General features: G+C 71.1%; 23 protein-coding genes, 1 pseudogene and 1 other annotated feature. Of the genes and pseudogenes, 9 read left to right on the top strand and 15 right to left on the bottom strand.

All coding sequences use genetic code 11. The features are described 5' to 3' along the window. Positions 1-246: 246 nt before the first annotated feature. Positions 247-1,728, bottom strand: coding sequence for a YihY/virulence factor BrkB family protein (locus tag MOPEL_RS12280; protein ID WP_009483187.1), 1,482 nt, complete (start codon positions 1,726-1,728; stop codon positions 247-249). Between the two features lie 246 nt (positions 1,729-1,974). On the opposite strand from MOPEL_RS12280, the gene MOPEL_RS12275 reads away from it, so the two are divergent. The 6 genes from MOPEL_RS12275 (at position 1,975) to MOPEL_RS12250 (ending at position 11,514) form a co-directional block, all read left to right on the top strand. Then, positions 1,975-3,033, top strand: coding sequence for an App1 family protein phosphatidate phosphatase (locus MOPEL_RS12275; protein WP_009483186.1), 1,059 nt, complete (start codon positions 1,975-1,977; stop codon positions 3,031-3,033). Between the two features lie 3 nt (positions 3,034-3,036). Continuing rightward, the gene (locus MOPEL_RS12270) at positions 3,037-3,906 is read left to right on the top strand and encodes an Fpg/Nei family DNA glycosylase (protein ID WP_009483185.1); all 870 of its coding nucleotides are present in this window, start codon (positions 3,037-3,039) and stop codon (positions 3,904-3,906) included. Positions 3,907-4,027: 121 nt separating this feature from the next. Continuing rightward, positions 4,028-4,801, top strand: a complete 774-nt coding sequence (locus MOPEL_RS12265) for a hypothetical protein (RefSeq protein ID WP_009483184.1) — start codon at positions 4,028-4,030, stop codon at positions 4,799-4,801. Next, complete coding sequence (locus MOPEL_RS16135; RefSeq protein ID WP_169316319.1) at positions 4,795-8,712, top strand: FtsK/SpoIIIE domain-containing protein; 3,918 nt, start codon at positions 4,795-4,797, stop codon at positions 8,710-8,712. The genes MOPEL_RS12265 and MOPEL_RS16135 overlap by 7 nt, the downstream gene beginning before the upstream one ends. Before the next feature lie 71 nt (positions 8,713-8,783). Next, positions 8,784-9,995, top strand: coding sequence for an ATP-binding protein (locus tag MOPEL_RS12255; protein ID WP_009483182.1), 1,212 nt, complete (start codon positions 8,784-8,786; stop codon positions 9,993-9,995). Positions 9,996-10,200: 205 nt separating this feature from the next. After that, positions 10,201-11,514 (top strand): ISL3 family transposase, encoded by a 1,314-nt coding sequence (locus MOPEL_RS12250; RefSeq protein WP_444542958.1) that lies wholly within the window; start codon positions 10,201-10,203, stop codon positions 11,512-11,514. A gap of 51 nt (positions 11,515-11,565) precedes the next feature. On the opposite strand, the gene MOPEL_RS17345 is transcribed toward MOPEL_RS12250, so the two are convergent. The 5 genes from MOPEL_RS17345 to MOPEL_RS12225 form a co-directional block, all read right to left on the bottom strand. Beyond that, on the bottom strand, positions 11,566-12,000 hold the full coding sequence (locus MOPEL_RS17345) for an IS3 family transposase (RefSeq protein ID WP_009483180.1): 435 nt from the start codon (positions 11,998-12,000) through the stop codon (positions 11,566-11,568). Beyond that, positions 11,896-12,042, bottom strand: a sequence feature (AL1L pseudoknot). (Overlaps the previous gene by 105 nt.) Next, complete coding sequence (locus MOPEL_RS12240; protein WP_009483179.1) at positions 12,000-12,320, bottom strand: transposase; 321 nt, start codon at positions 12,318-12,320, stop codon at positions 12,000-12,002. Its footprint overlaps the feature before it by 43 nt. The genes MOPEL_RS17345 and MOPEL_RS12240 overlap by 1 nt, the downstream gene beginning before the upstream one ends. Before the next feature lie 33 nt (positions 12,321-12,353). Further along, positions 12,354-12,563 (bottom strand): hypothetical protein, encoded by a 210-nt coding sequence (locus tag MOPEL_RS12235; protein WP_009483178.1) that lies wholly within the window; start codon positions 12,561-12,563, stop codon positions 12,354-12,356. 36 nt (positions 12,564-12,599) lie between these two features. After that, positions 12,600-13,223 (bottom strand): maleylpyruvate isomerase N-terminal domain-containing protein, encoded by a 624-nt coding sequence (locus MOPEL_RS16130; RefSeq protein WP_009483177.1) that lies wholly within the window; start codon positions 13,221-13,223, stop codon positions 12,600-12,602. Between the two features lie 445 nt (positions 13,224-13,668). Further along, positions 13,669-14,232: a TetR/AcrR family transcriptional regulator gene (locus MOPEL_RS12225; RefSeq protein WP_009483176.1), complete on the bottom strand. Its 564-nt coding sequence runs from the start codon at positions 14,230-14,232 to the stop codon at positions 13,669-13,671. Positions 14,233-14,310: 78 nt separating this feature from the next. On the opposite strand from MOPEL_RS12225, the gene MOPEL_RS12220 reads away from it, so the two are divergent. Continuing rightward, entirely contained in the window at positions 14,311-14,880 is a 570-nt protein-coding gene (locus MOPEL_RS12220) for a dihydrofolate reductase family protein (protein ID WP_009483175.1), read from the top strand. Positions 14,881-15,626: 746 nt separating this feature from the next. Here the strand turns inward: MOPEL_RS12220 and MOPEL_RS12215 are convergent. Beyond that, positions 15,627-16,115: pseudogene (locus tag MOPEL_RS12215) on the bottom strand (phosphotransferase-like protein); the annotation flags it as partial. A gap of 66 nt (positions 16,116-16,181) precedes the next feature. Between MOPEL_RS12215 and istA the strand changes: the two are divergent. Both istA and istB read left to right on the top strand, forming a co-directional pair. Continuing rightward, entirely contained in the window at positions 16,182-17,582 is a 1,401-nt protein-coding gene (istA, locus tag MOPEL_RS12210) for an IS21 family transposase (RefSeq protein WP_141631338.1), read from the top strand. A 233-nt stretch (positions 17,583-17,815) separates the two neighbouring features. Further along, the gene (gene istB, locus MOPEL_RS12205; protein ID WP_051992310.1) at positions 17,816-18,571 is read left to right on the top strand and encodes an IS21-like element helper ATPase IstB; all 756 of its coding nucleotides are present in this window, start codon (positions 17,816-17,818) and stop codon (positions 18,569-18,571) included. Between the two features lie 83 nt (positions 18,572-18,654). Here the strand turns inward: istB and MOPEL_RS18575 are convergent, their stop codons facing one another. From MOPEL_RS18575 to MOPEL_RS12175, 8 genes are all read right to left on the bottom strand, one after another. Next, positions 18,655-18,891 carry an NUDIX hydrolase gene (locus MOPEL_RS18575; RefSeq protein WP_245544783.1) on the bottom strand — a complete coding sequence of 79 codons (237 nt, stop codon included), beginning with the start codon at positions 18,889-18,891 and terminating at the stop codon, positions 18,655-18,657. Next, the gene (locus MOPEL_RS18570) at positions 18,866-19,120 is read right to left on the bottom strand and encodes an NUDIX domain-containing protein (RefSeq protein WP_245544781.1); all 255 of its coding nucleotides are present in this window, start codon (positions 19,118-19,120) and stop codon (positions 18,866-18,868) included. Before MOPEL_RS18570 ends, MOPEL_RS18575 begins: the two co-directional genes overlap by 26 nt. An 85-nt stretch (positions 19,121-19,205) precedes the next feature. Continuing rightward, the gene (locus MOPEL_RS12195; protein WP_009483170.1) at positions 19,206-19,559 is read right to left on the bottom strand and encodes a VOC family protein; all 354 of its coding nucleotides are present in this window, start codon (positions 19,557-19,559) and stop codon (positions 19,206-19,208) included. A 322-nt stretch (positions 19,560-19,881) separates the two neighbouring features. Beyond that, positions 19,882-20,568 carry a hypothetical protein gene (locus MOPEL_RS12190; protein ID WP_009483169.1) on the bottom strand — a complete coding sequence of 229 codons (687 nt, stop codon included), beginning with the start codon at positions 20,566-20,568 and terminating at the stop codon, positions 19,882-19,884. 217 nt (positions 20,569-20,785) lie between these two features. Next, positions 20,786-21,109 (bottom strand): hypothetical protein, encoded by a 324-nt coding sequence (locus MOPEL_RS12185; protein WP_009483168.1) that lies wholly within the window; start codon positions 21,107-21,109, stop codon positions 20,786-20,788. A gap of 26 nt (positions 21,110-21,135) precedes the next feature. Next, positions 21,136-21,285: a hypothetical protein gene (locus tag MOPEL_RS17820; protein WP_009483167.1), complete on the bottom strand. Its 150-nt coding sequence runs from the start codon at positions 21,283-21,285 to the stop codon at positions 21,136-21,138. Between the two features lie 71 nt (positions 21,286-21,356). After that, a complete protein-coding gene (locus MOPEL_RS12180) occupies positions 21,357-22,037 on the bottom strand; it encodes a DNA-processing protein DprA (RefSeq protein WP_009483166.1) in 681 nt (226 codons plus the stop codon). Between the two features lie 654 nt (positions 22,038-22,691). Next, a complete protein-coding gene (locus tag MOPEL_RS12175) occupies positions 22,692-23,390 on the bottom strand; it encodes a hypothetical protein (protein WP_009483165.1) in 699 nt (232 codons plus the stop codon). Positions 23,391-23,892 lie beyond the last annotated feature (502 nt).

The following is a 23,892-nucleotide window of genomic DNA, read 5'->3' as shown; positions in this document are numbered from 1 at the left end:
CCGTCCAGATTCAGCGTACTGAACCACCGTCCAGGACGGCCATCCTGTTCGTCCGCGGTTGTATGCGTGGGGCCTCGCACCGGGGCAGACCGATGGGGAGACGCAAGGTGGGAGTGGGTTGGCACGGCCCGGACACGCGACGAGCGGGACCGGACGTCGTGTCCGGTCCCGCTCGTGTGGGTGACTCGTGTGGGTGCTCGTGTAGGTGACGCGAGTGCGTCTCGGGGGGTGTCCGCCCGGGAGGGGTCAGCCGCGTGCCGCGGAGGAGCCGCCCCTGCGGCCGTCGGATCCCTCGGAGGGGTCGCGGTCCTCGGCGTGCTCGGCGGAGAGACGGATGCGGCGGCCCTGTTCGACGACCCGCTCCCGCTTGGCCTCGTTCTTCTCACTCACCGTCGTGTCGCGCGGCGGGAGCTGGAGGGTCTCCTCGGCCTCGATGCCGGCCTGGAGCTGACGCGACCGTTCGAGCTCGGCGTCGATCTCCGCACCGAAGAGGAGGGCGTTGTTCGTGATCCACAGCCAGAGGAGGAAGACGATGACGCCACCGAGGGAGCCGTACGTCTTGTTGTAGTTGCCGAAGTTCGCGACGTAGAAGCCGAACGCGACGGAGACGACGATCCACAGAAGGATCGCGACGGTCGAGCCGACGCTCAGCCACCGGAACTTGGGCTGCTGCACGTTGGGCGTGACGTAGTAGAGCAGCGCGACGATGAGGATGACGAGCGCGACGATGACGGGCCACTTCGCGACGTCCCACACCATGACGGCGGTGTCGCCGAGGCCGACGAGATCGCCGACGGCGTGGGCGACGGGGCCGCTCAGCGCGAGGCCGAGGCCGATCGCCGAGATGAGCATGAGGATGACGAGCGTGAGGAGGAGGAAGATCGGCCGGGCCTTCCAGATGGGTCGGCCCTCGTCGACCTCGTAGACGCGGTTCATCGCGCGGGAGAAGGCGTTGACGTAGTTCGACGCCGACCACAGGGCGATGAGGAGACCGGTGACGAGCGCGAACCCGGCGGCCTGCGTCTTCACCATCGAGTCGAGGACGGGTTCGACGACCGAGAGGATGTCGGAGGGGACGACCCGCCCGGCCATCTCCATGAGGGAGTCGACGGTGCGCTGCCCCTGCCCGAACACACCGAGCAGCGAGATCATCGCGAGGAGTGCGGGGAAGAGGGAGAGCACCGAGAAGTAGGTGAGGGCGGCGGCCGCGTCGGTGCAACCGTCGCGGAGGAACTCCATCGCCGCCTTGCGGGCGGTGTACCGCCAGGACGGCTTGCGGATCTCGGTGGGCGAGGAGGGCTTGACCGGCGCGTCGGGCGCGGGGGCGGTTTCGGCCTTCGCTGCGCTGGTGCCCTCGGCGGGCTGGGTCATGGTGGTGGTCCTCGGGAGGGGGTGGACGTCGTCGACGGCGTCGACGTTACCCGCGTGCCGGGCCGACCACACGTCCTCGAGACCGTGGGTGTGGCGGCAGCCGAGGCGTCCTCGCAGCGGGGCGTCGTGGTCGCGGGCGAGGCCCGTGCGCGTGGGCCGGGTGCCGCGCGGACGACGGTCCTCGTGCGCGGTCGTGCCCGGCGGGGGCGTCGCGGGCGTGAGGGCGCAGCGGCTCTCCCGCTTCGGTGGCAGCTGTCGGCGGAGCGCGAGACGGCGTCGGGCACCCTCGTCGTGACCGTCATGACCGTCGTGGCCCCCGTCGCCGTGACCCGCGCGATCGTCCGTCTCGTCGTACACAGCGCCCTCCGTGGCGTCGTCGTCCCCCGTGGCCGGGCACGCCGTGGCCGACCACGGTCCTCCCGGTCTCCCCACATCGGCCCGGCGACGGCGGGGTTGAGGGGTTCGGGACGCGGGTCGAACGTCCGACCGGCCCGATGGCCCCCACCGGGGCCTCGCACGGGGTGGTCCGAGGAGGGCCCGGAGGCGGGGGTCGTGTCCGACGAGGGGCCTCACGTGGGGCCCTCATCCACTACCGTCGAGGACATGTCACGACCGCATGCCGCAGCCCTCGTCGAGGACGCGTGGAACTCCCGCATGAACCAAGTCCTCGCCGGGCGGGGGTGGACGCCGCGCGCCGTCGGGCACACGGGCTACGGCTCGGCCGACTTCGTGCGCGTCCTCGGCCGGGTGCTCCTCTCCCGGCACCCGGAGGAGGAGACGATCGACGCGAAGGACCTCGCCGGTCCCGATGCCGAGCTCGGGCCGGAGCGCAAGGTGCGCGGCTGGCGGGCGTTCATGACGGCGCAGCTCATGAATGCCGAGGTGGAGGTCCGCATCGGCGAGACGGTCCACCGCACCCGCACCGACCGCAGCGGATACGTCGACCTCACCGTCACCGGGCACGACCTCGAACCGGGATGGCACGAGGTGACGATCACCCCCGTCGGGGGCGTCTCGGCCGAGGCGCACGTGCAGATCGTCGACCCGTCCGTGCGGTTCGGTCTCGTGAGCGATATCGACGACACGATCATCACGACGTCGCTGCCGCGTCCGCTCATCGCCGCGTACAACACGTTCGTCCTCACCGAGCAGGCGCGCCACATCGTGCCGGGCATGGCGCCGATGTACCGCGAGCTGCTCGAGGAGCGTCCGGGCGCGCCGATCTTCTACCTCTCCACGGGGGCGTGGAACACCGAGGACACGCTCAACCGGTTCATCCGGCGTCACGGCTACCCTGCGGGGCCGCTCCTCCTCACCGACTGGGGTCCGACGAACACGGGGTGGTTCCGTTCGGGGCAGCACCACAAGCGGGTGACGCTGCACCGGCTCGCGCGGGAGTTCCCACAGATCAAGTGGGTCCTCGTCGGCGACGACGGGCAGCACGACCCGAAGATCTACGGCGACTTCGCCCGCGACAGGCCCGACGTCGTCCGCGCCATCGGCATCCGTGAGCTCACGACGACCGAGCAGGTGCTGAGCCACGGTCTGCCCGTCTCGAACGAGGGGTTCGCGCCGCGCGTCCACCGGCCGGTGCCGGTCGTGCGTGCGCCCGACGGGTACGGGTTGCTGCGGCAGCTGCGGGCCGTCCTCGCGCAGGGGTGAGTCGTGCCCGAGCTGCCCGAGGTCCAGGCCCTCGTCGACTTCCTCGCCGCGCGTCTGCTCGGTGACGAACCGCGCGTCGTCACCGGGGTCGAGCTCGCGTCGATCGCCGTGCTCAAGACGTACGCGCCACCGCCGGACGCGCTCGTCGGGCTGCCCGTGTCGTCGGTGCGCCGTCACGGCAAGTTCCTCGACCTCGAGTGCGAGGGCGTCCACCTCGTGTTCCACCTCGCCCGGGCGGGGTGGTTGCGGTGGTCCGACACGCTGCCGGAGAAGCCGGTGCGGCCGGGGAAGTCGCCGCTCGCCCTGCGGGTGCGGTTCGACGACGGGTCGGGCTTCGACCTCACCGAGGCGGGCACGAAGAAGTCGCTCGCGGTGTACGTCGTCGAGGATCCGGGTGCCGTGCCGCGCGTCGCCTCCCTCGGGCCCGACCCGCTCGCCGACGACTTCACCCTCGAGGCGTTCACCGACCTGCTCACGCGCAAGCGGGCGCAGATCAAGGGCGTGCTGCGCGATCAGGGCGTCATCGCGGGCATCGGCAACGCCTACTCCGACGAGATCCTCCACGTCGCCAAGCTGTCGCCGTTCACGCTCACGACGTCCCTCGACGAGGAGACGATCGCCCGGCTCTACGCAGCGATGCGGGAGACCCTCACGGGCGCCGTCGACGCGGCGAGCGGTCGGCCCGCCGCACAGCTCAAGGACGCGAAGCGGGCCGGGATGCGGGTCCACGGCCGCACCGGCGAGGCCTGCCCGGAGTGCGGGGACGTCGTCCGCGAGGTGTCGTTCGCCGACTCCTCGCTCCAGTACTGCGCCACCTGTCAGACGGGTGGCCACCCCCTCGCCGATCGACGGATGTCCCGTCTGCTCAAGTGACCTCGCGTCTTCGGCGCCGCCGTGAGAGCCCTCCTCCGCCATGTGGGCATCGACATCGCCCCTGGTCATCGGCACACTGCGATGAGGTTGGCCTGCGCGGCGGAGACGGAGGAGCTGGCACGTGAGGCGTTGGGTGAGACGGGACCGCACGCCGCGTGACACCACCGCAGCGGGCGCGCTCGACGCTGCCCTGAACCTCCTCGTCCGCACCTGCCGCCTCGAACGTCGCGCCCTGCCGGTCTGTCCCGTCGCGACCGTCACCGACGACCGCGTCACCCTCCACCTCGCCGCTCCCTCCGGTCACGCGCCCGCGTCGTGGGAGGACGACGACGCGACGACATGGTGGTGCGCGCGGACCGCGCTGCCCGAGGGGGCGTCGGGCGCCAGGGCCCTCGCCGACTCGCTCGACTCGACGGGCTCGCTCGGCTCCGCGGCGTACCCCGGGTTCGTCCTCGTCGGGCACGCGCCCGACGGTGCGGCGACGTTCGTCGACCTCGGTGCGGCGCCCGGACTCGTCACGGTCGAGGGGGTGGCGGGCGAGGCGGCCGCCGTCGTCGCCGGCCTCGGCGGGGATCTCGCGCTCATGCCGTGGGCGAGGGACGTCCGTGTGTGGACGGCGTCGGATCTCGACGGCCCGACGGGCACGGTGCCCGACGTGCTCCGGACACCGCCGCCGTCGCTCGGTGGTCTCGACGGCCGGTGGGGCGCGCCTCCGCGCGGTCGGCACGACGTCGTCCTCCTCACCTCGCCCGCCACGCCTCGGCTGCGGTCCCGCGTCCGTGCGGCGGCGCGCCGCCGCGGGGCGCCCACGGTCGTCGCTCCCGTGGCCCCCGGTGACGAGGCGGCGCGGGGCGTGTGGCGCTGGCGCGTCGCGGACGGGGTGGTCACGTGGTGAGCCACGGCGTCCGCGGCCTCGTCGGCGGCCCCGACGGGGAGGATCTCGTCGTCCGGGCGGCGGCGTGGGACCTGCCCGTCCCGCCCGGCGGCGTCCTCGACCCCGGGTGCGACCTCCTCGCGATGCCGTTCGGGGTCGTCGAGCTCGTCGTCGAGGCGGGGCTCGGCGCCGGCAGCGTGCACCGACTCGACGTCGGCACCTACCGCTGCGGCCCGGCTCCCGAGGACGACGTGCGGATGCCGAGCGGGGAGACGTGGACGCTCGACGTGCGGTGCGGCGGTGAGGTCGTCGTCGAGGTGGGCGGCGAGCGCTGGCAGTGGCGTCTCGACGAGACGCGCCGCATCGCCGGGGTCGACGTGCAGGCACGGTGGTGCCGCGGTCCTGCCGCACCCGGCGTGAGACCCCGTCCGTTGCGGGGGAGGTCCCTGGCCGACGTGCTCCTCGACCGTGTCGCAGGCGTCCCCCTCGTCGACGACGACCCGACGTGGCATCTCGGTCGTCCCGCCGGCGACCCGACCGGGTGGGTCGCCGTGCCGCTCGCGGAGGAGCCGGTGCTCGTCGTCGGGGGCCGCTTCGCTCGCGCCGCCGTCCGGGGCCTTCTCGGTCGGGTGCTCGCGACCGACCCGCGCCTGCGAGTGACCCTGCTCGCCCCCGGCCTCACCTCGGATCTCCGCGCCACGTGGGCGTGGCTGCGGTGGCTGCCCCAGGCGCGGTGCGGCGACGAGCGGTTCGTCCGCGTCGGGTTCGACGAGGAGTCCTGTGCGCGGTGGAGTGCCGAGCTCGCTGCCCGCGGCGAGGAGGCGGGTCGGCCCGATCTCGTCGTCGTCGACGGGCACGTCGCCGACGTCGCCGCCCTCGCCCGGCCGGGCCTCGCCGCGGTCGTCGTCGACGACGGCCTCGTCCCACCGGCCGACGGCACGCCCGCGGCCGACGCCGGGGTGCTCATGCTCGACGTCCCCGGGCCGCGGGCGCGGCTCATCGGACTCGGCGGGCGCTCCCTCGACACCGAGGTCGACCTCCCCGAGACCGGCTGGGCCGACCGCCTCGCCCGCACCCTCTCCCGCGCCACCGACGAGACCCCGCCGGCCGGGCGCCTTCTCGACCTCCTCGGCGTCGATGCCCGCGACGTCGACGCGCTCGTCCGCCGCTGGCAGGAGCCGCCGACGGCGCGCGTGCCCCTCGGCACCGACCCCGATGTCCCCGGCGTCCCCGTCGTCGTCGACCTCGCGGCCGACGGCCCGCACGCCCTCGTCGGCGGGACGACCGGGGCGGGCAAGTCCGAACTCCTCCAGACCCTCGTCGCCGGGCTCGCGCTCGCGAACCCGCCGTCGGCGATGTCGTTCCTCCTCGTCGACTACAAGGGCGGGGCCGCGTTCGCCGCGTGCGCGGGGCTGCCGCACACCGTCGGCGTCGTCACCGATCTCGACGCGGCCCTCACCCGGCGGGCGCTCGCGAGCCTGTCGGCGGAGATCCGGCGGCGGGAGCGGCTCCTCGCCGACGCCGGTGCCGTCGACCTCGCCGGGTACCTCGCTGCCGGACACGGCCCGCTCGCGCGGCTCGTCATCGTCGTCGACGAGTTCGCCACGCTCGCCGCGGAACTCCCCGAGTTCGTCGACGGGCTCGTCGACATCGCCCGCCGGGGCCGCTCGCTCGGGTTGCACCTCGTGCTCGCCACCCAGCGGCCCGCGGGGGCGGTGAGCGCCGACATCCGCGCGAACACGACGTTGCGGATCGCGTTGCGCGTGGCCGAGGCCGCGGACTCCGTCGACGTCATCGGGGTGCCCGACGCGGTGACGATCCCCGAGGCGTCGCCCGGGCGGGCGCTCGTGCGGGTGGGGCAGAACCCGCCCGTCGCGCTCCGCACGGCGCGGGTGACGACGCCGGGGCCCGCGACCGAGGCGTCGTTCGCGCCGTACGAGTTCGGCGAGCCGCTGTCGCCGCCCCTCACGGACGACGGGCGGCCCAGCTCCGACCTCGCCGTCCTCGCGGCGACGACGACGGCCGCCGCCGAACGGGCTGGGCTTGCCCTCCCGCCGCGGCCGTGGTTGCCGCCGCTGCCTGCCACGGTCGATCTCGCCGAGTGCGAGGCGCAGGCCGCGTCCGACGGGACGGACGGCAGCGGCGGTCGCCGACTCGTCCCGTTCGGGCTCGAGGATCGCCCGGAGCGGCAGCAGCGCAGCGCCGCCGTGCTCGACCTCGACGGGGGCGCGCCGCTCGCCGTCGTCGGTGGTGCCCGCTCGGGGCGGAGTTCGCTGCTCGCGACCCTCGCCGCGTCTGTCGCCGCCCGCCTCACCCTCGCCGAGGCCCACGTCCACGCCATCGACGCCGGCGCGCAGGGCCTCGCGGCGCTCGAGGGCCTCCCGGGCGTCGGGGTCGTCGCGGGTCGTGACGACCCGGGCCGCGTCGAACGTCTCGTCGTGCGGCTCACGGCCGAGCTCGACCGGCGCCTCCAGCGCCTCGGCGCGCGGCGGTGGCGGGACGCCGCCGAGCAACGCGTCGAGCACGATCCGGGCGAGGCGCCGTGGCCGAGCGTCCTCCTCCTCGTCGACCGGTGGGACCTCCTCACCGAGGCCGCGGAGATCTCCGGGGACAGGGCGACGCTCGGGGCGTTGGAACGGCTCGCGACCGAGGGTGGTCGCGCCGGGATCCTCGTCGTCGCGTCGGGCGACCGCACGATGCTCACGGGGCGGCTCACGTCGGTGTTCCCCGACCGTCTCGTCCTGCGGCTCGCCGACCTCCAGGACTACCTCGCCGTCGGGCTGCCGGGCGCCGCCGGGCACGGCGAGCCGGGCCGGGGCTGGCGGGGCGCCGACATGGTCGAGACGCAGGCCGCGGACGTCGGCGACCTCCTCCGCCTCGTCGGCGCGCTCCCCGACGGCCTCGGTGTCGCGGGCGAGGGCGGCCCGTTCCGCATCGACCGGCTGCCCGGATTCGTCACCCGCGCCGACGTCCCCGTGGCGCGCGCGGACGCCGGGAGCGGCCCGGAGGCGGACGGGAGTGACGAGGCGACCGGCGCGGCGGGCTCACGGGTGTCGGGCGATGGCACGGTGAACGACATCGCCGCACGTCGTGGCTTCGACCGGCCGCTGCGTCTCGTGTCGTCGACGTCGACGTCCACGTCCGGAGAGACGCGGGAGTCGGTTCCTGCGCCGATCCCGTTCCCGACCGTTCGGGGCACGGTGTGGGACGTCGCGGACGACCGTTCCGGGTTCGACGCGGACGCGTGGTCGGCGCCGCCGGCGCCACTCGTCACGCCGCGGCGGGGCGACCTGCTCGTCGCCGTCGGCGGTGACGAACTCGGGCCGATGTCGATCGACGCGGACGAGCACGGGCCGTGCGCCCTCGTCACGGGTCGGCGGCGGTCGGGGCGGTCCGGGGTGCTGCTCACGCTCGTCGAGTCGGCACTGCTCGAGGGGTGGGAGGTCGTCGTCGTCACGGCCCGGCGCTCGCCACTGCTCGACGTGCCCGCGCGGACGGGCGGTCGGGTCCACGGGCCGGTGCGGCGCGACGAGGACGCGGAGCGGATGCTCGCGGTCGTCGACCGGTGTCTCGCGTCGGGGCGGCGGATGCTCCTCGTCGCCGACGACGTCGACCTCCTCCCCGACGGCGAACTCCTCGATGCGCTGGGTGATCTGCCGGGGATGTTCCGCGACTCGGGGTCGCTCTTCGTCGCGTCGAGCGAGGCGGAGGAGATCGTCGGCGCGTTCCGGGGGCCGGCGCCGATGCTGCGGCGGGCGCGGTGCGGGGTCATGCTCGCGCCCCAGGGGCCGGAGGACGGCGAGGCGTTCGGCGTGCGGTTGCGGCGGGCGCAGTACGGGCCGGCACTGCCGGTGGGGGCGGGGTATCTCGTGCTCGACGGGTTGCCGGAGCGCGTGCAGGTGGTGCGGAGTTCGTTCTTCCCGGAGCCGTGACGGGCGGTCCGCAGGGACGAATATCTGCGTGCCTCTGGCCGGGTGGCTAGAGAGTCGAATAGCGTCCTGCCGTGGACCCGATCATGAACCCGTACGCGCCCGGTGCCGGGCAGCGCCCGCCGGAGCTCGCCGGCCGCGACGAGCAGCTGCGCACGTTCGACGTCGTGCTCGAGCGGATCGCGCGGGGGCGGCCCGAGCGGTCGATCGTCCTCACCGGTCTGCGGGGCGTGGGCAAGACGGTGCTGCTCAACGCGTTGCGGAGTTCTGCGGTGCGTGCCGGGTGGGGGAGCGGCAAGTTCGAGGCGCGCCCCGATCAGGGGTTGCGGCGGCCGATGAGTGCGGCGTTGCACGTCGCGGTGCGGGAGCTCGGGCATCCGCAGCAGGACGACGTCGACCAGGTGCTCGGCGTCATCAAGGCGTTCGCGTTGCGCGATGCCCCGGCGAACGCGAAGTTGCGGGACAAGTGGCAGCCGGGCATCGACGCCCCCGCGCGGAGTGGTCGCGCGGATTCGGGTGACATCGAGATCGATCTCGTCGAGCTGCTCACCGACGTCGGCGGCCTCGCGGCGGACGTGGGCAAGGGCGTGGCGATCTTCATCGACGAGATGCAGGACCTCGGCCCGGACGACGTGTCGGCGCTGTGTGCGGCGTGCCACGAGATCAGCCAGAACGGGTTGCCGGTCATCGTCGTGGGGGCGGGGTTGCCGCATCTGCCGGCGGTGTTGTCGGCGTCGAAGAGCTACAGCGAGAGGTTGTTCCGCTACAACCGGATCGATCGTCTCGACCGTGCGGCGGCGGAGCACGCGCTGCAGGCGCCGGCGCAGGACGAGGGCGCCGAGTGGGCGCCGGATGCGCTCGAGGCGATGTACGCGGCGACGGGCGGGTATCCGTACTTCATCCAGGCGTACGGCAAGGTGACGTGGGACGCCGCCCCCGCGAGCCCCATCACGGCGCACGACGTCGAAGTGGCGGGACCCGAGGCCGAGGAAGAGCTCGGCGTCGGGTTCTTCGGGTCGCGGTTCGAGCGGGCCACGCCCGGGGAGCGTGAGTATCTGCGCGCGATGGCGGACGTCGCAGCCGAGATGCGCGAGGCCGGTGTCGAACTCGACGAGTCCGAATCGGTCGCCACCGCCGACGTCGCCAAACACCTCGGCCGCAAACCGCAGTCGCTCTCACCCGCCCGCGACGGGCTGCTCAAGAAGGGACTCATCTACTCCGGGGAGCGAGGACGCATCGCCTTCACCGTGCCGCACTTCGGGAGATACCTGCGCAGCATCGCGTAGCCATCGTCGGGCATTGAGAGGATGCGACTGCCGCAAGGGCCAGAGGGGTCATGCCTCCATACGAGCCAAGACAGAAATAGGGCTCTTCGGACCTGCGCGTGGGTTGAACATGGCGGCGTGCGCGGTGTAGGGGTAGGGGTGGGGGTCGAGGCCCCTGGCAGGGTCAGAGGACTTCTACCCCCTCTGTTCGCCAAGGACCTCGACTGTGGCTGACTCTACTTCGCTGTGCCCTGCTGCCGGTTCGTGCTCGTCGTGTCAGGCCTGGTTGGGCCTGCCCGGGATGCGCGTGCTCGACGTTGACGACGAGGGCCAGGGCCGGCTGGTGGTCAGGGTGGAATCGATCCCGGACCTGGTCGGCTGCCCGGTGTGTGGCGTCGTGGTCCACGCCCACGACCGTGACGAGGTCAACCTGGTCGACGCGCCATCGTTCGGCCGTCCGGTGGCCCTGGTGTGGGTCAAGCGACGGTACGTCTGTCCCGAGCCGGCTTGTGCGGGTGGGACCTTCGTCGAGCAGGACGAGCAGGTCGCGGCGCCGCGGGCGCTGCTGACGACCCGCGCGGTCGCCTGGGCGGTGCAGCAGATCCGGCGCGAGCACGCCTCGATCGCGGGGCTGGCCCGTCAGCTGGGACTGGCGTGGAAGACCGTGTGGCGCGCCGTCCGCGTCCGACTCGAGCAGCTGGCCGCGGACCCCGCGCGCTTCGATGGCGTGGCCATGCTGGGTGTCGACGAGCATGTGTGGCACCACGTCGACCAGCGCAAGCGGGGGCCGAAGATGCTCACCGGGATGGTCGACCTGACCCGTGACGAGCACGGAAGAGTCCGGGCCCGGCTGCTCGACCTCGTGCCGGGGCGGTCCGGGACCGTGTACGGCGACTGGCTCACCAGCAGGGGTGAGGCCTTCCGGTCCGGGGTGCAGGTCGCCACCCTGGACCCCTTCCGCGGGTACAAGAACGCGGTCGATGAGCACCTCGCCGACGCGGTCACGGTCGTGGACGCGTTCCACGTCGTCAAGCTCGCCACGAGCTGCGTCGACGACGTGCGGCGCCGCGTCCAGCAAGACACCCTCGGGCACCGCGGCCGCAAGGGTGACCCCTTGTACGGGATCCGCACCATCCTGCGCGCCGGGGCCGAGAACCTCACCGACAGGCAGAACGCCCGCCTGGACAGGGCGTTCGCCGCGCACGATGCCCACGTCGAGGTGCAGATCGCCTGGCAGGTCGCCCAGGACGTCCGCGCCCTGTTCCACACCCCCGACCCCGCGAAGGCGCGAGCCGCAGCCCAGCGGCTCTTGAAAATCCTGCCGACCTGCCCCATCCCCGAAGTCAAGCGCCTCGGGCAGACACTGAACCAGTGGGCTGAACCGCTCCTGGCGTACTTCGACACCGGCGGCGCGAGCAACGGTGGGACCGAGGCCGTGAACGGCCTCATCGAGCTCCACCGCCGCATCGCCCGAGGCTTCCGCAACCGCGACAACTACCGCCTACGCTGCCTCCTGGTCGCCGGCGGACTCACCCCATGAACCCACGCTCAAGTCCCAAGAGCCCGAAATCCTTCGCGATCCGAGCCAACGTCACCCCAGGTTCACGACTGCGGGCGACGCGCACGACATCCTCGCGGAACTCCCGTGGATAGGGCTTGACCATGACATCCATCCTCCCAGCCGGCCCCGCAGGCCAGCCCGGTCAGATGCCACCTGATGCTGCAGCAGTCCCGCCCGCATGAGCCGTTCCACGGTGCAGCGGGCCACGTCCACGTCCTGGCGGACCAGCTGGCGATGCACCTTCCGCGCCCCGTACACCCCGAGGTTCTCCCGGTGGACCTGACCGATCAGCTCGGTCAGCTCGACGTCACGCAGAGCGCGCGCCGAGGGCGGCCTCGTTTTGGCCGCGTAGTAGCTGCTCGGGGCGATCTGCACGCCGGCGTCCTTCAGGACCGCGCAGATCGGCTCGACCCCGACCTCACGCTCATCGACCACGTCGTGGCGGTGAGCATCGATGTAGGCCACTACCTGCTGGTGGGGCGGTCGAGCTCCGCCGCGAAGAAAGCCGACGAGGTCTTCAGAATGTGGTTCGCGCGCCGGAGCTCGCGCACCTCACGCTCCAGCTCCGCCAGGCGCGTCGCGTCATCGCTGGTCGTCCCGGCGCGCACCCCGCCGTCGATCTCGGCCTGCTTGACCCACGTCCGCAACGCCTCCGGATGGACGCTGAGCTGGTCGGCGATCCGCTTGATCGCCCCCGCCCGCGAGGTCGGATCCGCCCGAGCCTCCACCGCCATCCGCGTGGCCCGCTCCTTCAACTCCAGGCTGTACTTCCTCGGTGCTGCCATGACACTCATCATCCTTCCCAGGAATCAGAGCCTCTACCGAACCCGGGGCGGTTCAATCTGGCCGGTTCTGCCGAGGCCGGCTGCCTTGTCCTGCGCGTAGGCGAGGACTTCGAGGATCAGATGGCGCTGCCCACCGGCGGTGGTTCCTGGACCCAGTTTCCGGCGCAGGTCCGCGAGGTGCTCCCGATCGACATCCCACGCGCAGACGTGAGTCGTGGTGATCCACTGGTCTCGCGCGTTCATGCCGTCAACGTACGGAAGGGTTGGGTGCTCCGCCTGTCAGAGACGTCTGCCGAACCCTGCCAGCACCAGAGAGAGGTCGTCGTTCGTCGGCGGAAGGTTCTCGTGTAGGGCTTCCACCGTGCGGCGGCCGATGACAACTGCTGCCGGGGCCGGCGGTGTCGTCGGGGCGGCTGTGTGCAAGTCGTGATGATGCACGACGAGCTCCACGGCCCATGTGGCGAGCAGGTCACCGGCGCTCAGAACATGCCCTTGGAACAGGACGGCAGTATCTGGCATGTCTCGCACGGCGTGTTGCAGTCCGGCGGTGACGTGACCGAGGTGTTCGAGGGCGTGACGGGGACGGGAGTAGGCGCTGGCCGTGCGCCGCGTCATCAATATGCCGGGGACGGGGTCTGAATCGGCGGTGGTTTCCCAGGCGGCCCAGTAGGAGGCGGCATCGGTGTCCGGGGGTGCGGTGACGCGGGCAGGGATTCCCGCGAGGAGTTCCTGCAGCCCCATGCGGACGTGGACGAGGCAGTCCAGACGCGACCAGCCGTGGGCGTGGCTGGGGCCGAGCAGCGTGTGGTCGTCCAAGGTCTGGGCGGCGTCGTGGAAGCAGGCGAGTTCTTCGAGGAATGCCGGGCGGGACTCCTCGAGGGGGACGGTGCAGGGGTAGGGCATGGAGACTCCTTGGGCCGTGGGTGCACGTCACGGAAAGGGTCCCACCCATCGTCGTCGCCGAACGTGGCGGGCACAGGTAGATCACGGGCGAACGGGTGTCGCGTCGAAGGCACGCGCTGATCGGGCAGTCTCGTCCGGCGTCGGACAATCCTTGAGCTTGTGCCGAGGACGACAAGGGGGCACATCTCGAGCGGGCCGCGCACGCCGGGTTGGCCGCAGAAGTGGCGGGCGAAGGCGTTCAGAGCGTAGCGATAGTGGTCGACGATGCCGTGCCCGTCCAGCGGAAGGAGTGTGCGGTTGATGGCAGGGGTGCAGCGGTACCGGGGGGTTCCTTCCAGGTACCCCGGTTGTCCCGGCGAGCCGTGCTCTGCGGGCCAAGGCAGGGTCTGAGGGTGCTGGCCGGATGGAGTGGAGGAACGTCAGCGACGTCCTCGCGCGTTTGACCTCATTCGCGCAGAGCAGCAGCAGACGCCTGTGCCTGATCGACGGGGTCGACGTGGGCGTCGAGGGGGATCGTCAGTGCGTCCAGGAGGATGCCGTTGACGAGGTGATGCAACCGCAAGACGTGCTCACGACCACCCGGTAGTCCGCGGGTGGAGTGGAAGGCGACATCGGCGTCGAATCCTGCGCATAGGAACTCGGTGAGGGGCTGGGCGACGTCCGGGGTGCGGGCGGCTTCGAGGCGCAGTTCGATAAGTGCACGGGCGAGGTTGGGCCGCGCCAGAAGGCGTTCCACGACATAGCCGGCATATGCGGGGCCTGCCTCGTCTGCCGGGAGTGCCTCCAGGTCGGCCAGTCGAACCGGGTCGGGTTCGAGCAGCGTGAAGATGCGCTTCGCCATCCCTGCGAGCAGCTCGGAGCGGCTCCGGAAGTAGTTCACGCAGGTGCCCGCAGGGACCCCCGCTTCGACGTCGACAGCGCGGTGGGTGACGGCTCGGGCGCCCTCGCGACCGAGCAGCTCTAGGGCGGCGTCGGCGACGACTGCCCGACGGGCGGGATTGGCGACCATGCCGTCATCCTACGCAGTCAACCACTACATATGGTTTAGTTGATTGACCGAAACATTTGTAGTGATTGGAGTGCCTTCATGCGTGACCTCGTGTACTACGTCGCCACCTCGATCGACGGGTTCATCGCCGACGTCGACGGTGACTTTTCGGCGTTCCCACAAGACCCGGCCACGCTGGCGGCCTTGTTCGATCGCTACCCGGAGACGTGCCCGACCCACGCACGCACTGCTCTGGGCGTCAGCGGTCAGTCCCGCCGGTTCGACACCGTGATCATGGGCTACCGCACCTACGAACCGGCCCTTGCCGCCGGGCTGCCCGGCGGTGCCTACCCGCATCTGCGGCAGATCATCGCGACCCATCGGTCTGTTCCGGACACGCCGAACCTTGCCGCGATCAGCGGGGATCTTCCCGCGCACATCGCGCGGCTCAAGGGTCAGCCCGGACGCGACATCTGGCTGTGTGGAGGAGCAGACCTGGCCGCTCAACTCATCGACCACATCGACGAATTTCAGATCAAAGTCAACCCCGTCGTCCTCGGCTCCGGCATCCCCCTCGTGTCCATGAGCGGCCCGTCGGTCGGCTTCCGTCTCACCGGCTCCGAGCTCCTGCCGGGCGGTGTGGCCCTCCTGACCTACCGCGCGAGGTAAGGCCTCCGGTCGCTCGACCGCGTCGCTGGGGGCGTATTGATCGTGGTCCCCGAACGCCGTGGAAGGGACTCGGGCGTCGGCTGCACCGGAACGGTCTGGGGCTGCTGCGGGACGCCGGCGCCGGCGAGTACGTCGGCTCGACATATGCGCAGAACCATCCGATGCTCGCGGTGTTCGCCGCCAGCGGCTGCTGCGTCGAAGGCACGCGCTGACCCGGCAGCCTCGTCCGGCCCCGGAGTCGAGCCGGGCTTGTCTCAGTTTCCGGCCCTCCGACTTGTCTAAGGTTCGGTGTTCGCCCTGGTGGGTTGTCTCAAAATCGGGTGCGCCGGGCATCTGTCCGGCCCCTCCGGTTGTGACCATGTGGGCCCGAGGGTTGCGAACCGGAGACATGTGGGGCGAACGGTCTGCGGGATCGGCGCCACGATTGATCGTCCTCATGCTGTTCTGAGCGGCCTGTCAGCCCGTTCGTGCCGCCGATAACGCCCTGCGATCGCCTTGCTGTTGTCGAGGACAACGTCGCCGCCCGGTGGTGACGCGCAAGATCACGGTCACACTCGCGGTTGCTGCTACGTGGCCGGGGCCGGCGCGCGCCGACGTCGGCGACACCATCCGCGTGGCGCGGGAGCCGCTGAGGGATCCCTACCTCGACCAGGCGCGAACCGTCACGGCTGCAGGGGGTCTCCCAGGCGCTGTCGGCCAAGGCGGTGATCTGACGTCGGGGACGCCGGCTGGGCCTGGCGCGGCAATCACCGCATGGCGGTGTGCGGCGGCTGTCGGACGGGGCCCGCGATCCGAGCGGCCACGGCCTGCGCGAGTTCTGTGGGTGTGCCCGTGGCGGTGTTGATCTCCAGGTCGTAGTCGATGCCTTCGTGGATGCTGGTCGCCTGGGCGGCGGCCATGCCGGGCGCCCGGTCGCCGCGTCGCGCTTCGCGTTCGGCAGCCAGGCCGGGGGCCAGACGGACACCGACCCACGCGACCGTGAGTCCGTCCAGCGCGGCCCGCCACCGGGCTTGGGCTGCGGGGCCGCTGAGGAATCCGTCTTCGAGGAGGATGTGCGCGCCCGCCCTGGCCGTGGCGGCGATGCCGGCCATCCAGCACGTCTCGATCCGGGTGAAGGCGTCACCGACGTCGACGGTCCCGTCATCGGTGATGTCGAGCCCGCCCGCCTGCAGCAGTTGGGCGGGGCAGGCCTCGATGAGGGTGTCGACACTGAACCGCAGCCACACCCCCTGTCGACGACGCGTGAAAACTGAGCAGGAGTCGACGGGCGAAGACTGAGCAGCCCGGGGAGCCTGGGCGGGGTGATTACCGTGGAGGACTGGGCTGAGATTCGTCGTCTGTACCGTTCGGAGGTGTTGTCGAAGGCGGCGATCGCCCGCAGGTTGGGGATCTCGCGGAACACGGTCGCGAAGGCGTTGGCGTCGGACGGGCCCCCGCGGTACGAACGACCGGCGAAGGGTTCGCTGGTCGACGCGGTCGAGCCCCGGGTCCGGTTGCTGCTGGCCGAGTACCCGACGATGCCCGCGACCGTGATCGCCGAGCGGATCGGCTGGGAGCACTCCTTGACGATCCTCAAGGACCGCGTCCGCGACCTGCGGCCCTTGTATCAGGGCATCGACCCGTCCGACCGGGTGGAGTACACCCCCGGTGAGGTCGCCCAGTGCGACCTGTGGTTCCCGCCCGTACCGATCCCGGTCGGCAAGGGCGTCGAGCGGATCCTGCCGGTCCTGGCCATGACGAGCGGATACTCCCGGCACACGTCCGCGGTGATGATCCCCTCCCGGCAAGGAGGCGACATCCTCGCGGGCATGTGGCGCCTGCTCGCCGGCCACCCGACCGACCCGACACAGCCCGGGTGGGGTCGATGCCCTCGCGCCCTGGTGTGGGACCGGGAGTCAGCGATCGGTGGCAAGGGCAAGCCGACTCCGGCCGCAGCCGCGTTCGTGGGCACCCTCGGCGTCCGGTTGATGCTCGCGCCCGCCCGCGACCCCGAGTTCAAGGGTCTGGTCGAGCGACGCAACGGCTTCTTCGAGACATCCTTCCTGCCCGGTCGCGTGTTCACGAGTCCGGCAGACTTCAACACCCAGATCAGCGAGTGGCTCACCACGAAGGCCAACACGCGGTTCGTCCGCTCGATCGGGGCCACGATCACCGACCGGTGGCCGATCGACCGGGCCGCGATGATTACCCTGCCCCCGGTCGCCCCACAGGTGGGGCTACGCGCCAGGGTGCGGCTGGCGCGGGACTACTACGTGCGCATCGACGCCAACGACTACTCCGTCGACCCATCGATGATCGGCCGGTTCGTCGACGTCGTCGCCGGTCCCGACCGCGTCACCGTCACTCACGAGGGCGCCGTCGTCGCCGACCACGCCCGCTACTGGGGCAGCGCAGCGACGATCACCGACCCGAACCATCAAGCGACCGCCAAGCGGTTGCGCGCGGACTACCAGGCCACCCGCGCCGCCACCGCCCGGCGCCACCAGCTACGCGCCCACGCCGACGGGCACGCCGTCGCGCTGCGGGCGCTTCCCGACTACGACGCCCTGTTCGGCATCGACTTCCACACCAACCCCACCGCCCCGCACACCCCCGAGCCCGTGACCGACTCCGTCCGTGAGCACGAAGCCGAAGCGGCCGACGGGCCCGATGGCTCGGCCCCCGGCATCATCCGCCCCACCTCCCAAGGAGCTACGTCCTGATGACCCCCACCACCGCTGTCGCCGATGCACTCGACGAGGACACCACCGCGCCTGCCACACTGCCCGCCGGCGACGAGGACCACGCCGCGCGCGCGGACACCGGACGAGGCCGCAAGCGAACCAGCAAGCCGGTGCTTGCCGCACCGACTCCCGCACCGCCCGCGCCAGCAGCCGCGCCCGCAGGAGCGCCCGCGGTCGCGCCGGGGCTCGCCGCTGCCGCGTCCGGCGCGCGGCTGGACTCCCAGATCGCCTACCTGACGCGGGTACTGAAGATGCCCACGATCGGGCGGACCTGGGCCGACCTGGCCGACCAGGCCCGCGACCTGGGCTGGTCCCACGAGGAGTACCTCGCCGCCGTGCTCGAGCGCCAGGCCGCTGACCGCGAGTCCGCCGGGACGATGATGCGCATCCGCACCGCGCACTTCCCCGCGATGAAGACCCTCGAAGACTTCAACTACGACCACCTGCCCTCGCTACGCCGCGACGTCCTGGCCCACCTCGCCACGTCCACCTACGTGCCGAAGGCAGAGAACGTCGTCCTGCTCGGCCCGCCCGGCATCGGCAAGACCCACCTCGCCATCGGCCTCGGGATCAAGGCCGCGCAGAACGGTCACAGCGTCCTGTTCGACACCGCGTCCGCGTGGATCAACCGCCTCACCATCGCCCACCAGGGCGGCCAGCTCGACGCCGAGCTGAAGAAGATCCGCCGCTACAAGCTGATCATCGTCGACGAGGTCGGCTACATCCCCTTCGACACCGACGCCGCGAACCTGTTCTTCCAGCTCGTCGCCTCACGCTACGAACAAGGCTCGATCATCGTCACCTCGAACCTGCCCTTCGGCCGCTGGGGCGAGACCTTCAGCGACGACGTCGTCGCCGCAGCCATGATCGACCGCCTCGTCCACCACGCCGAGGTCCTCGCCCTATCCGGCGACTCCTACCGCACCCGCGCCCGCCGTGACCTACTCGCCCAAGACCGCGACCGCTGAACAGCCACCCACAGTCACAACCGGCCCCACCGGCACACACGAGACGGGTTGCCACCCGCGGCAGTACAGGATGTTCGGGATGCTCAGGAGTCGTAGCCGAGTGCAGTATCGAGCTCCAGGGAACCGGTGCTCAGGCCGCCGAGGATGAACCGCTCGTAGTCAGGCATGGGTTCGGGCAGCTCATCGATCCGGAACCAGCCCAGGCCCTGGGCCTTGCATGGTTCGCAGATCCTCGGCTCCCCGCGCCAATCGCGAGACGTCCAGAACCAGTCGACCCGCTGCTCCCGAGGCTCATTAGTCCCGTCGGTGCGCTGCATCACGCTGACCAGCTCGAGACCGCCGGGGCGGAATGATCACTCCGATCTCCTCGAGCGCTTCTCGGACGGCTGCGTGACGAGCGGTCTCCCCAGGTTCGATGTGACCAGCTGCACCGGCCACCCAGTGGCTATCCATGTACCCGGTGTTCTGCCGTCGCTGGAGCAGAACCTCATCACCACGCAACAGGTACACGTAGGACGCGGGAACAAGGGCGAAGGAGTGGTCAGCCATTGCGGCAAGCTACCAAGCGCTGCGGAAGCGAACGCGCGCGTATCGGCATGATGGGCCGATCACGCTTCCTCACGTCAGCGGCAGATCAGGTTGTCTCGGTGTGCATGCCCACGTTGACGACCTGGCCATCGGTGGCCCGGTAGAAGAAGCGGGTCACACCCCATGGTTCCTCGGTGAGCGGGTGCACGATCTCGAGGCCGGCGCCGCGGGCGCGCTCAAGCGCCTCGTGCACGTCATCGACGAAGACTGAGACATCGGGGTTCACGGGACCGGAAGCGTCTCGCGTCATCACGCTGAGCTGGTGGCCGTCATCGTCTGCCAACGTGACGATCCACCCGTGATCCATCACAGGCCTCAGGCCCAGGACCGCCGCATGCTCTTCCGTGGCCTTGGCCAGGTCAGTAACAGTCAGGTTTGGAACGACTCGGTTCACCCGCATGGCAACACCTCAGCACACCGGCGTGAAGACCAGTAGAGGAACCAAGTTCCTGCATTCGACAGTTGAGGACGACCACGAACGCGGCGGCTATCTGGCTTCCGAGGAACCGTGCGTGACCAGGACCACGACTCCGGCTTCACCATGCGAGAGTGATGTCGGACACACACGACCGTCGGCGTGCGCTCAGACTGCTCAGTTTTCAGCCGTCGACATCTGCTCAGTTTTCACCCGTCGTTGACACCCTCGGGAGCCGCCACCGGCGTAGATGATTCGTCTCCTGGGTGACCGGCGGGCGAGGGTGCCGATTGGGGGCGGGGCGGGGTTACTGGCGGCGAATCTCGATCTGCTCGGGGGTGCGCAGGGCGTCGGCCTGGCGCTGGAGTTCGTCGGCGGCGGCGCGGGCGTCGTCGGCGCTGACGTCGAGGTCGAGCGCGCGGCCGACGCGGTCGTACAGGTCGTCGGACTCGGCCGCGTCGTGGGCGGCGAGGAGGTCGGCGGCTGCCAGGGCGGCCACGGCGATGGGGCCGCGGACGCTGAGGTGCTGCTTCTCCCCCGCCGCGTCGTGGCACTCCTCGTCCCACAGGAGGGGGGCGAGGCTGACCTCGAGCATGTCGCGGCTGCCCTCGCGGCCCTCGGTCCAGAGGGTGAGGAAGTCGACGAGGGGGCCGACGGGGGTGTCGCCGGGCAGGGTCCAGCCGAGCAGCCGGTCGGCCTCGAAGACTCCCCACTCCCCCGCGTTGATCTGGCTGTACGTCGGGTCGTCGTGCGGGCTGCACAGGTTGCAGACGTGCAGGAAGGCGTGGATGTTGTCGGTGAGGTGGATGACCGGCTGGGCCTTTCCGGCGAGGGCCTGGACGGCGGCGGGGTCGGCTCCATCCTCGACGGGGAAGGTGGTCCCCGACTCCTCCAGTGGCAGGCCGAGCATGTCGGCGATGTGCCGACTGCGGGTCCAGGCGTAGTCGAGCAGGGCGGCGTGGTCGGAGGTGTCGATGGTGCGTGCCTGGTGCATGTCTCTCCTCGGGGATTGGGGCCGTGGAAGTGGGGCCCTGGTGTCGTGCTGACGTCTCTTATTCTAGCGCCTCATCGCTATAGTGTTGCCTTATTCTAGGAACATTCCGGCAGGTGAGACGGTCTTTTGTGGTGCTTCGTGGTCGTGGTTCCGGTGGGCATGGGTGTTCGGGGTGGGTGACCGGCGGGGCTTGTTGCCTCGCCGGTCACCGGGCCCGTCACAGGCGCAGGGGGACGGCGCGGGTGGAGATGAGGCGGACTGTGGGGCGGGTGCCGGGGAGCCAGATGGTCGAGCCGTCGCCGTTGGTGGCGACGAGCGTGTGGTCCTGGGTCGCGGCGAGGAACGCGGCGACGGCGAGGGATGCGGCGTGCGGTTCGGCATACGTGGCCGGTTCGCTGGGGCCGGGGTCGGTCACGGTGACGTGGTGGCCGTCGTCGGTGATCGTGACTGATCCGGCGGGGCGGTGGTGGCGGGGCTCGAGGGTGTGTAGGGCGCTGGCGAGGTTCAGGTCGAGTTCGAGCTGGTGGATGTACCAGGTCATCGGGGGGCTCCTGGGGGTTCGGGGGGTCATTGCCAGGTGGCGTCGCAGTCGGGGCGGCATTCGTGGCCGGGTGTGGCTCCGCAGGCGACGCATTCGTAGTTGAGCGGGTTGTTGTCCTCATGCTCGGGCGCGGTCTCGGCGTCGCTGAGGTAGTCGTCTCCGCTGAACGGGTACATGGGGGGCTCTCCGTCCGGGTCGTGCCGGGCCCGGGGGCGGACTGGGCCCGCCCCCGGGGGTGTGGGCGTGGTCAGCGACCGATCGCGCGGATGACGTCAGCGGTGCTGGTGACCAGGCGGGCGGTGCCGGACTGGATGAGGGAGTGACATCCGCTGCTCATCGTGGACGTGACCGGCCCGGGGACGGCGAGGGCTCGTCGGCCCATCTTGCGGGCGATGTGCGCGGTGGAGCGGGAGCTGCTGCGGACGCCGGCCTCGACGACGACGACGGCGGCGGGCAGGACGCCGAGGATGGTCGCGGACTCGCTGAAGGCGGCGATGCTCGGGAGCCTGTCGGGGGCGGCAGAGGTCAGGATCACTCCCCCGGCGTCGACGACGTTCTCGGCGAGGCGCGTGTGCGCGACGGGGTGGGTGCGCTCGATGCCGCAGGGCTGCCAGACGATCGGCGGCGTGCTGTCGGCGGCCAGTGCGCCGCGCAGGGCGGCGGCGGCGATGCCGTAGGCAGTCGTGGTCAGGACGGGTCGTCCGGCTTCGGCAAGGCCGAAGGCGAGGTCGGCAGCGACGGTCTCGCCGTAGGCGGTGGCGGCGCGTGCGCCGACGATCGCGATTGCGTCGCCGATCCCGGCGAGGGCCTCGAGGTCTCCGCGGGCCCAGATCTGGCGGGGGGCCTCGTCGTAGTCGGCGGGGAAGGGCCACAGAGGGTCGGCGCTGGTGAGGATGCTCGTCTCGGTGACGGTGGCCGTGTCGGTCATGGCGGGGGTCCTTTCGGATCGGGTCGGGGCCTTGGAAGGGGGCCCCTCTGTCGTGCTGACGAGTACAAGTTTACCCAAGTCCCGCCCTAGTTTCCTCTTATTCTAAGCATATTTCAGCAGGTGAGACAGGTTTTTTCGGGGCCGCGCGGGTCGATGCTTCGACGCTGCGGTGACCACGGGAGACCGTGACCCCTGGGGGTCGTCGGCCTTGAGTGTCGGCGACGTTCCCTAGAGCCGCTTGAACCTCGGCCCGGGGCGGCCTCGAGCCGGGCGGGGCCGGGGTGCGGTTTCGGGCCTGGTGTGGGCGCGTGCGTGAGCCCTGGGGGGCCGTCGGCCTCGACCCAGGGGCCCCCTCCCCCTCCCGAGCCTGCTTGTGAGGGTGAGCGGGCACTCAGCCCGACTCGCCTCCTCGAGCTCGAGCACGCACTCACCTCGCGGCGGCGAGACGTCGCCGCACTCCTCGAGGGCGCAGCGCTCGACACGCCGCGAAGAACCGGGACCAGCCGCACGCCCCCCGGAGGGCGGGCTAGTCGCGACCCGAAGGGGAGCGACTAGACCGGGCAGCACCCTCGGGAGCCGCCACCGGCGTAGATGATTCGTCTCCTGGGTGACCCACCGACGACTTCGACGATGCGCGACGGCTCGGGCATGGGGTTAGGTGTCGAGGGTGGGTGAGGCCATGTCTTCGCGCATGTGGCGGGCGAGGGTGTCGAGGGTGTCGCGGTAGGTGGCGCCCCTGCCGCGCTCGAAGGTGACGTAGAGGTGCCAGGTGTTCCGCCAGGTGCCGTGTTCGTCGTCGTCGGCTTCGGTGGGTTGGGAGGCGGAGACGAGGGCGATGTACTCGGTGGTGTGGACCCATCGTTGGAGGGGTTGGCGGAGGTCGGCGTAGGTGCTGCGGACGGGGTGGGGGGCGAGGAGTTCGACGCGGGCGCGGAGGCCGTCGTAGGTGTCGAGTGCGGCGGTGGCGCGGTCATGGAGGTCTGCCTCCCATCCTCGGGCACGCCGGGATAGCGAGTTACGGCTTCGGTCTTTGGCGGTGATGGGGATGGATTCCTCGGCGTCGTTGAGGTCGTGGGCGGTGTAGTCGGCGTAGTCGCGCAGGCCGTTGTAGACGTCGACGTAGAGGGTTGCGCGTTGGGCGCGTAGGGCGGCGACGGTGTCGGCGTGGATGCGTTCGGCGGCGAGGGCTTGGGCGTGTTCGTGGTCGTTCTTTTGGCGGCGCTTGGCGGCGGTGTTGGTGAGTAGGGTGCTGATCCAGCCGCCGAGGCTCCCGCCAATGATGCTGGCGAGGCCGCCGAGGGCGGCGGTGGGCCAGGGGCCGGCGGCGGTGAGGGCGTCGAGGATGGTCGTCACGGCTGAGAGCTCCTGGGGTGGTGGTCTTCGAGTTCAGGCCGTCGGTTGGGGGGTGAGCTGAGCAAGGGCCCTTCGCGGGGCTGGTGACCACCGGGTGAGTTGAGTGGAGTCGACGCGCACCTCGACTCCGTGCAGGGAACGGTTACGACCGAAGTGTGGGGGGCGCGGAGCGGGGGCGACGACGTGGTACTCGACGTCGAGGACATCGAGAACTTCCGTGACTTCCTCCACGCTCATCATGAAGTCGCCGCAGTCGCGGGGATCGCGCCAGATACGAACCTGCGCGCCGTCAGGGGTTAGGCGTGCAGGCCCGTGTAGCAGGCCGACGAGTCTCCTTTGGGCAGTGCGCTGTTCGGGGGTCATATGGTCTCCTATGGGCCAGGAGTCGTAGCCGGTGGCGCAGCGGGGTTCACGGGCGTCCGCCTGGTCGGTTAAAAGTCAACGCTTATTCAGATACAAGGTCTCCCCTAGTTCAGACTTGTTGCTGAACCAGGGGGGCCTT

The organism is Mobilicoccus pelagius NBRC 104925 (assembly GCF_000247995.1).
In the GTDB taxonomy this organism is placed as follows: domain Bacteria; phylum Actinomycetota; class Actinomycetes; order Actinomycetales; family Dermatophilaceae; genus Mobilicoccus; species Mobilicoccus pelagius.
The sequence above is the reverse complement of the archived record's forward strand: the minus strand, read 5'-3'. Positions and strand labels throughout refer to the sequence as shown.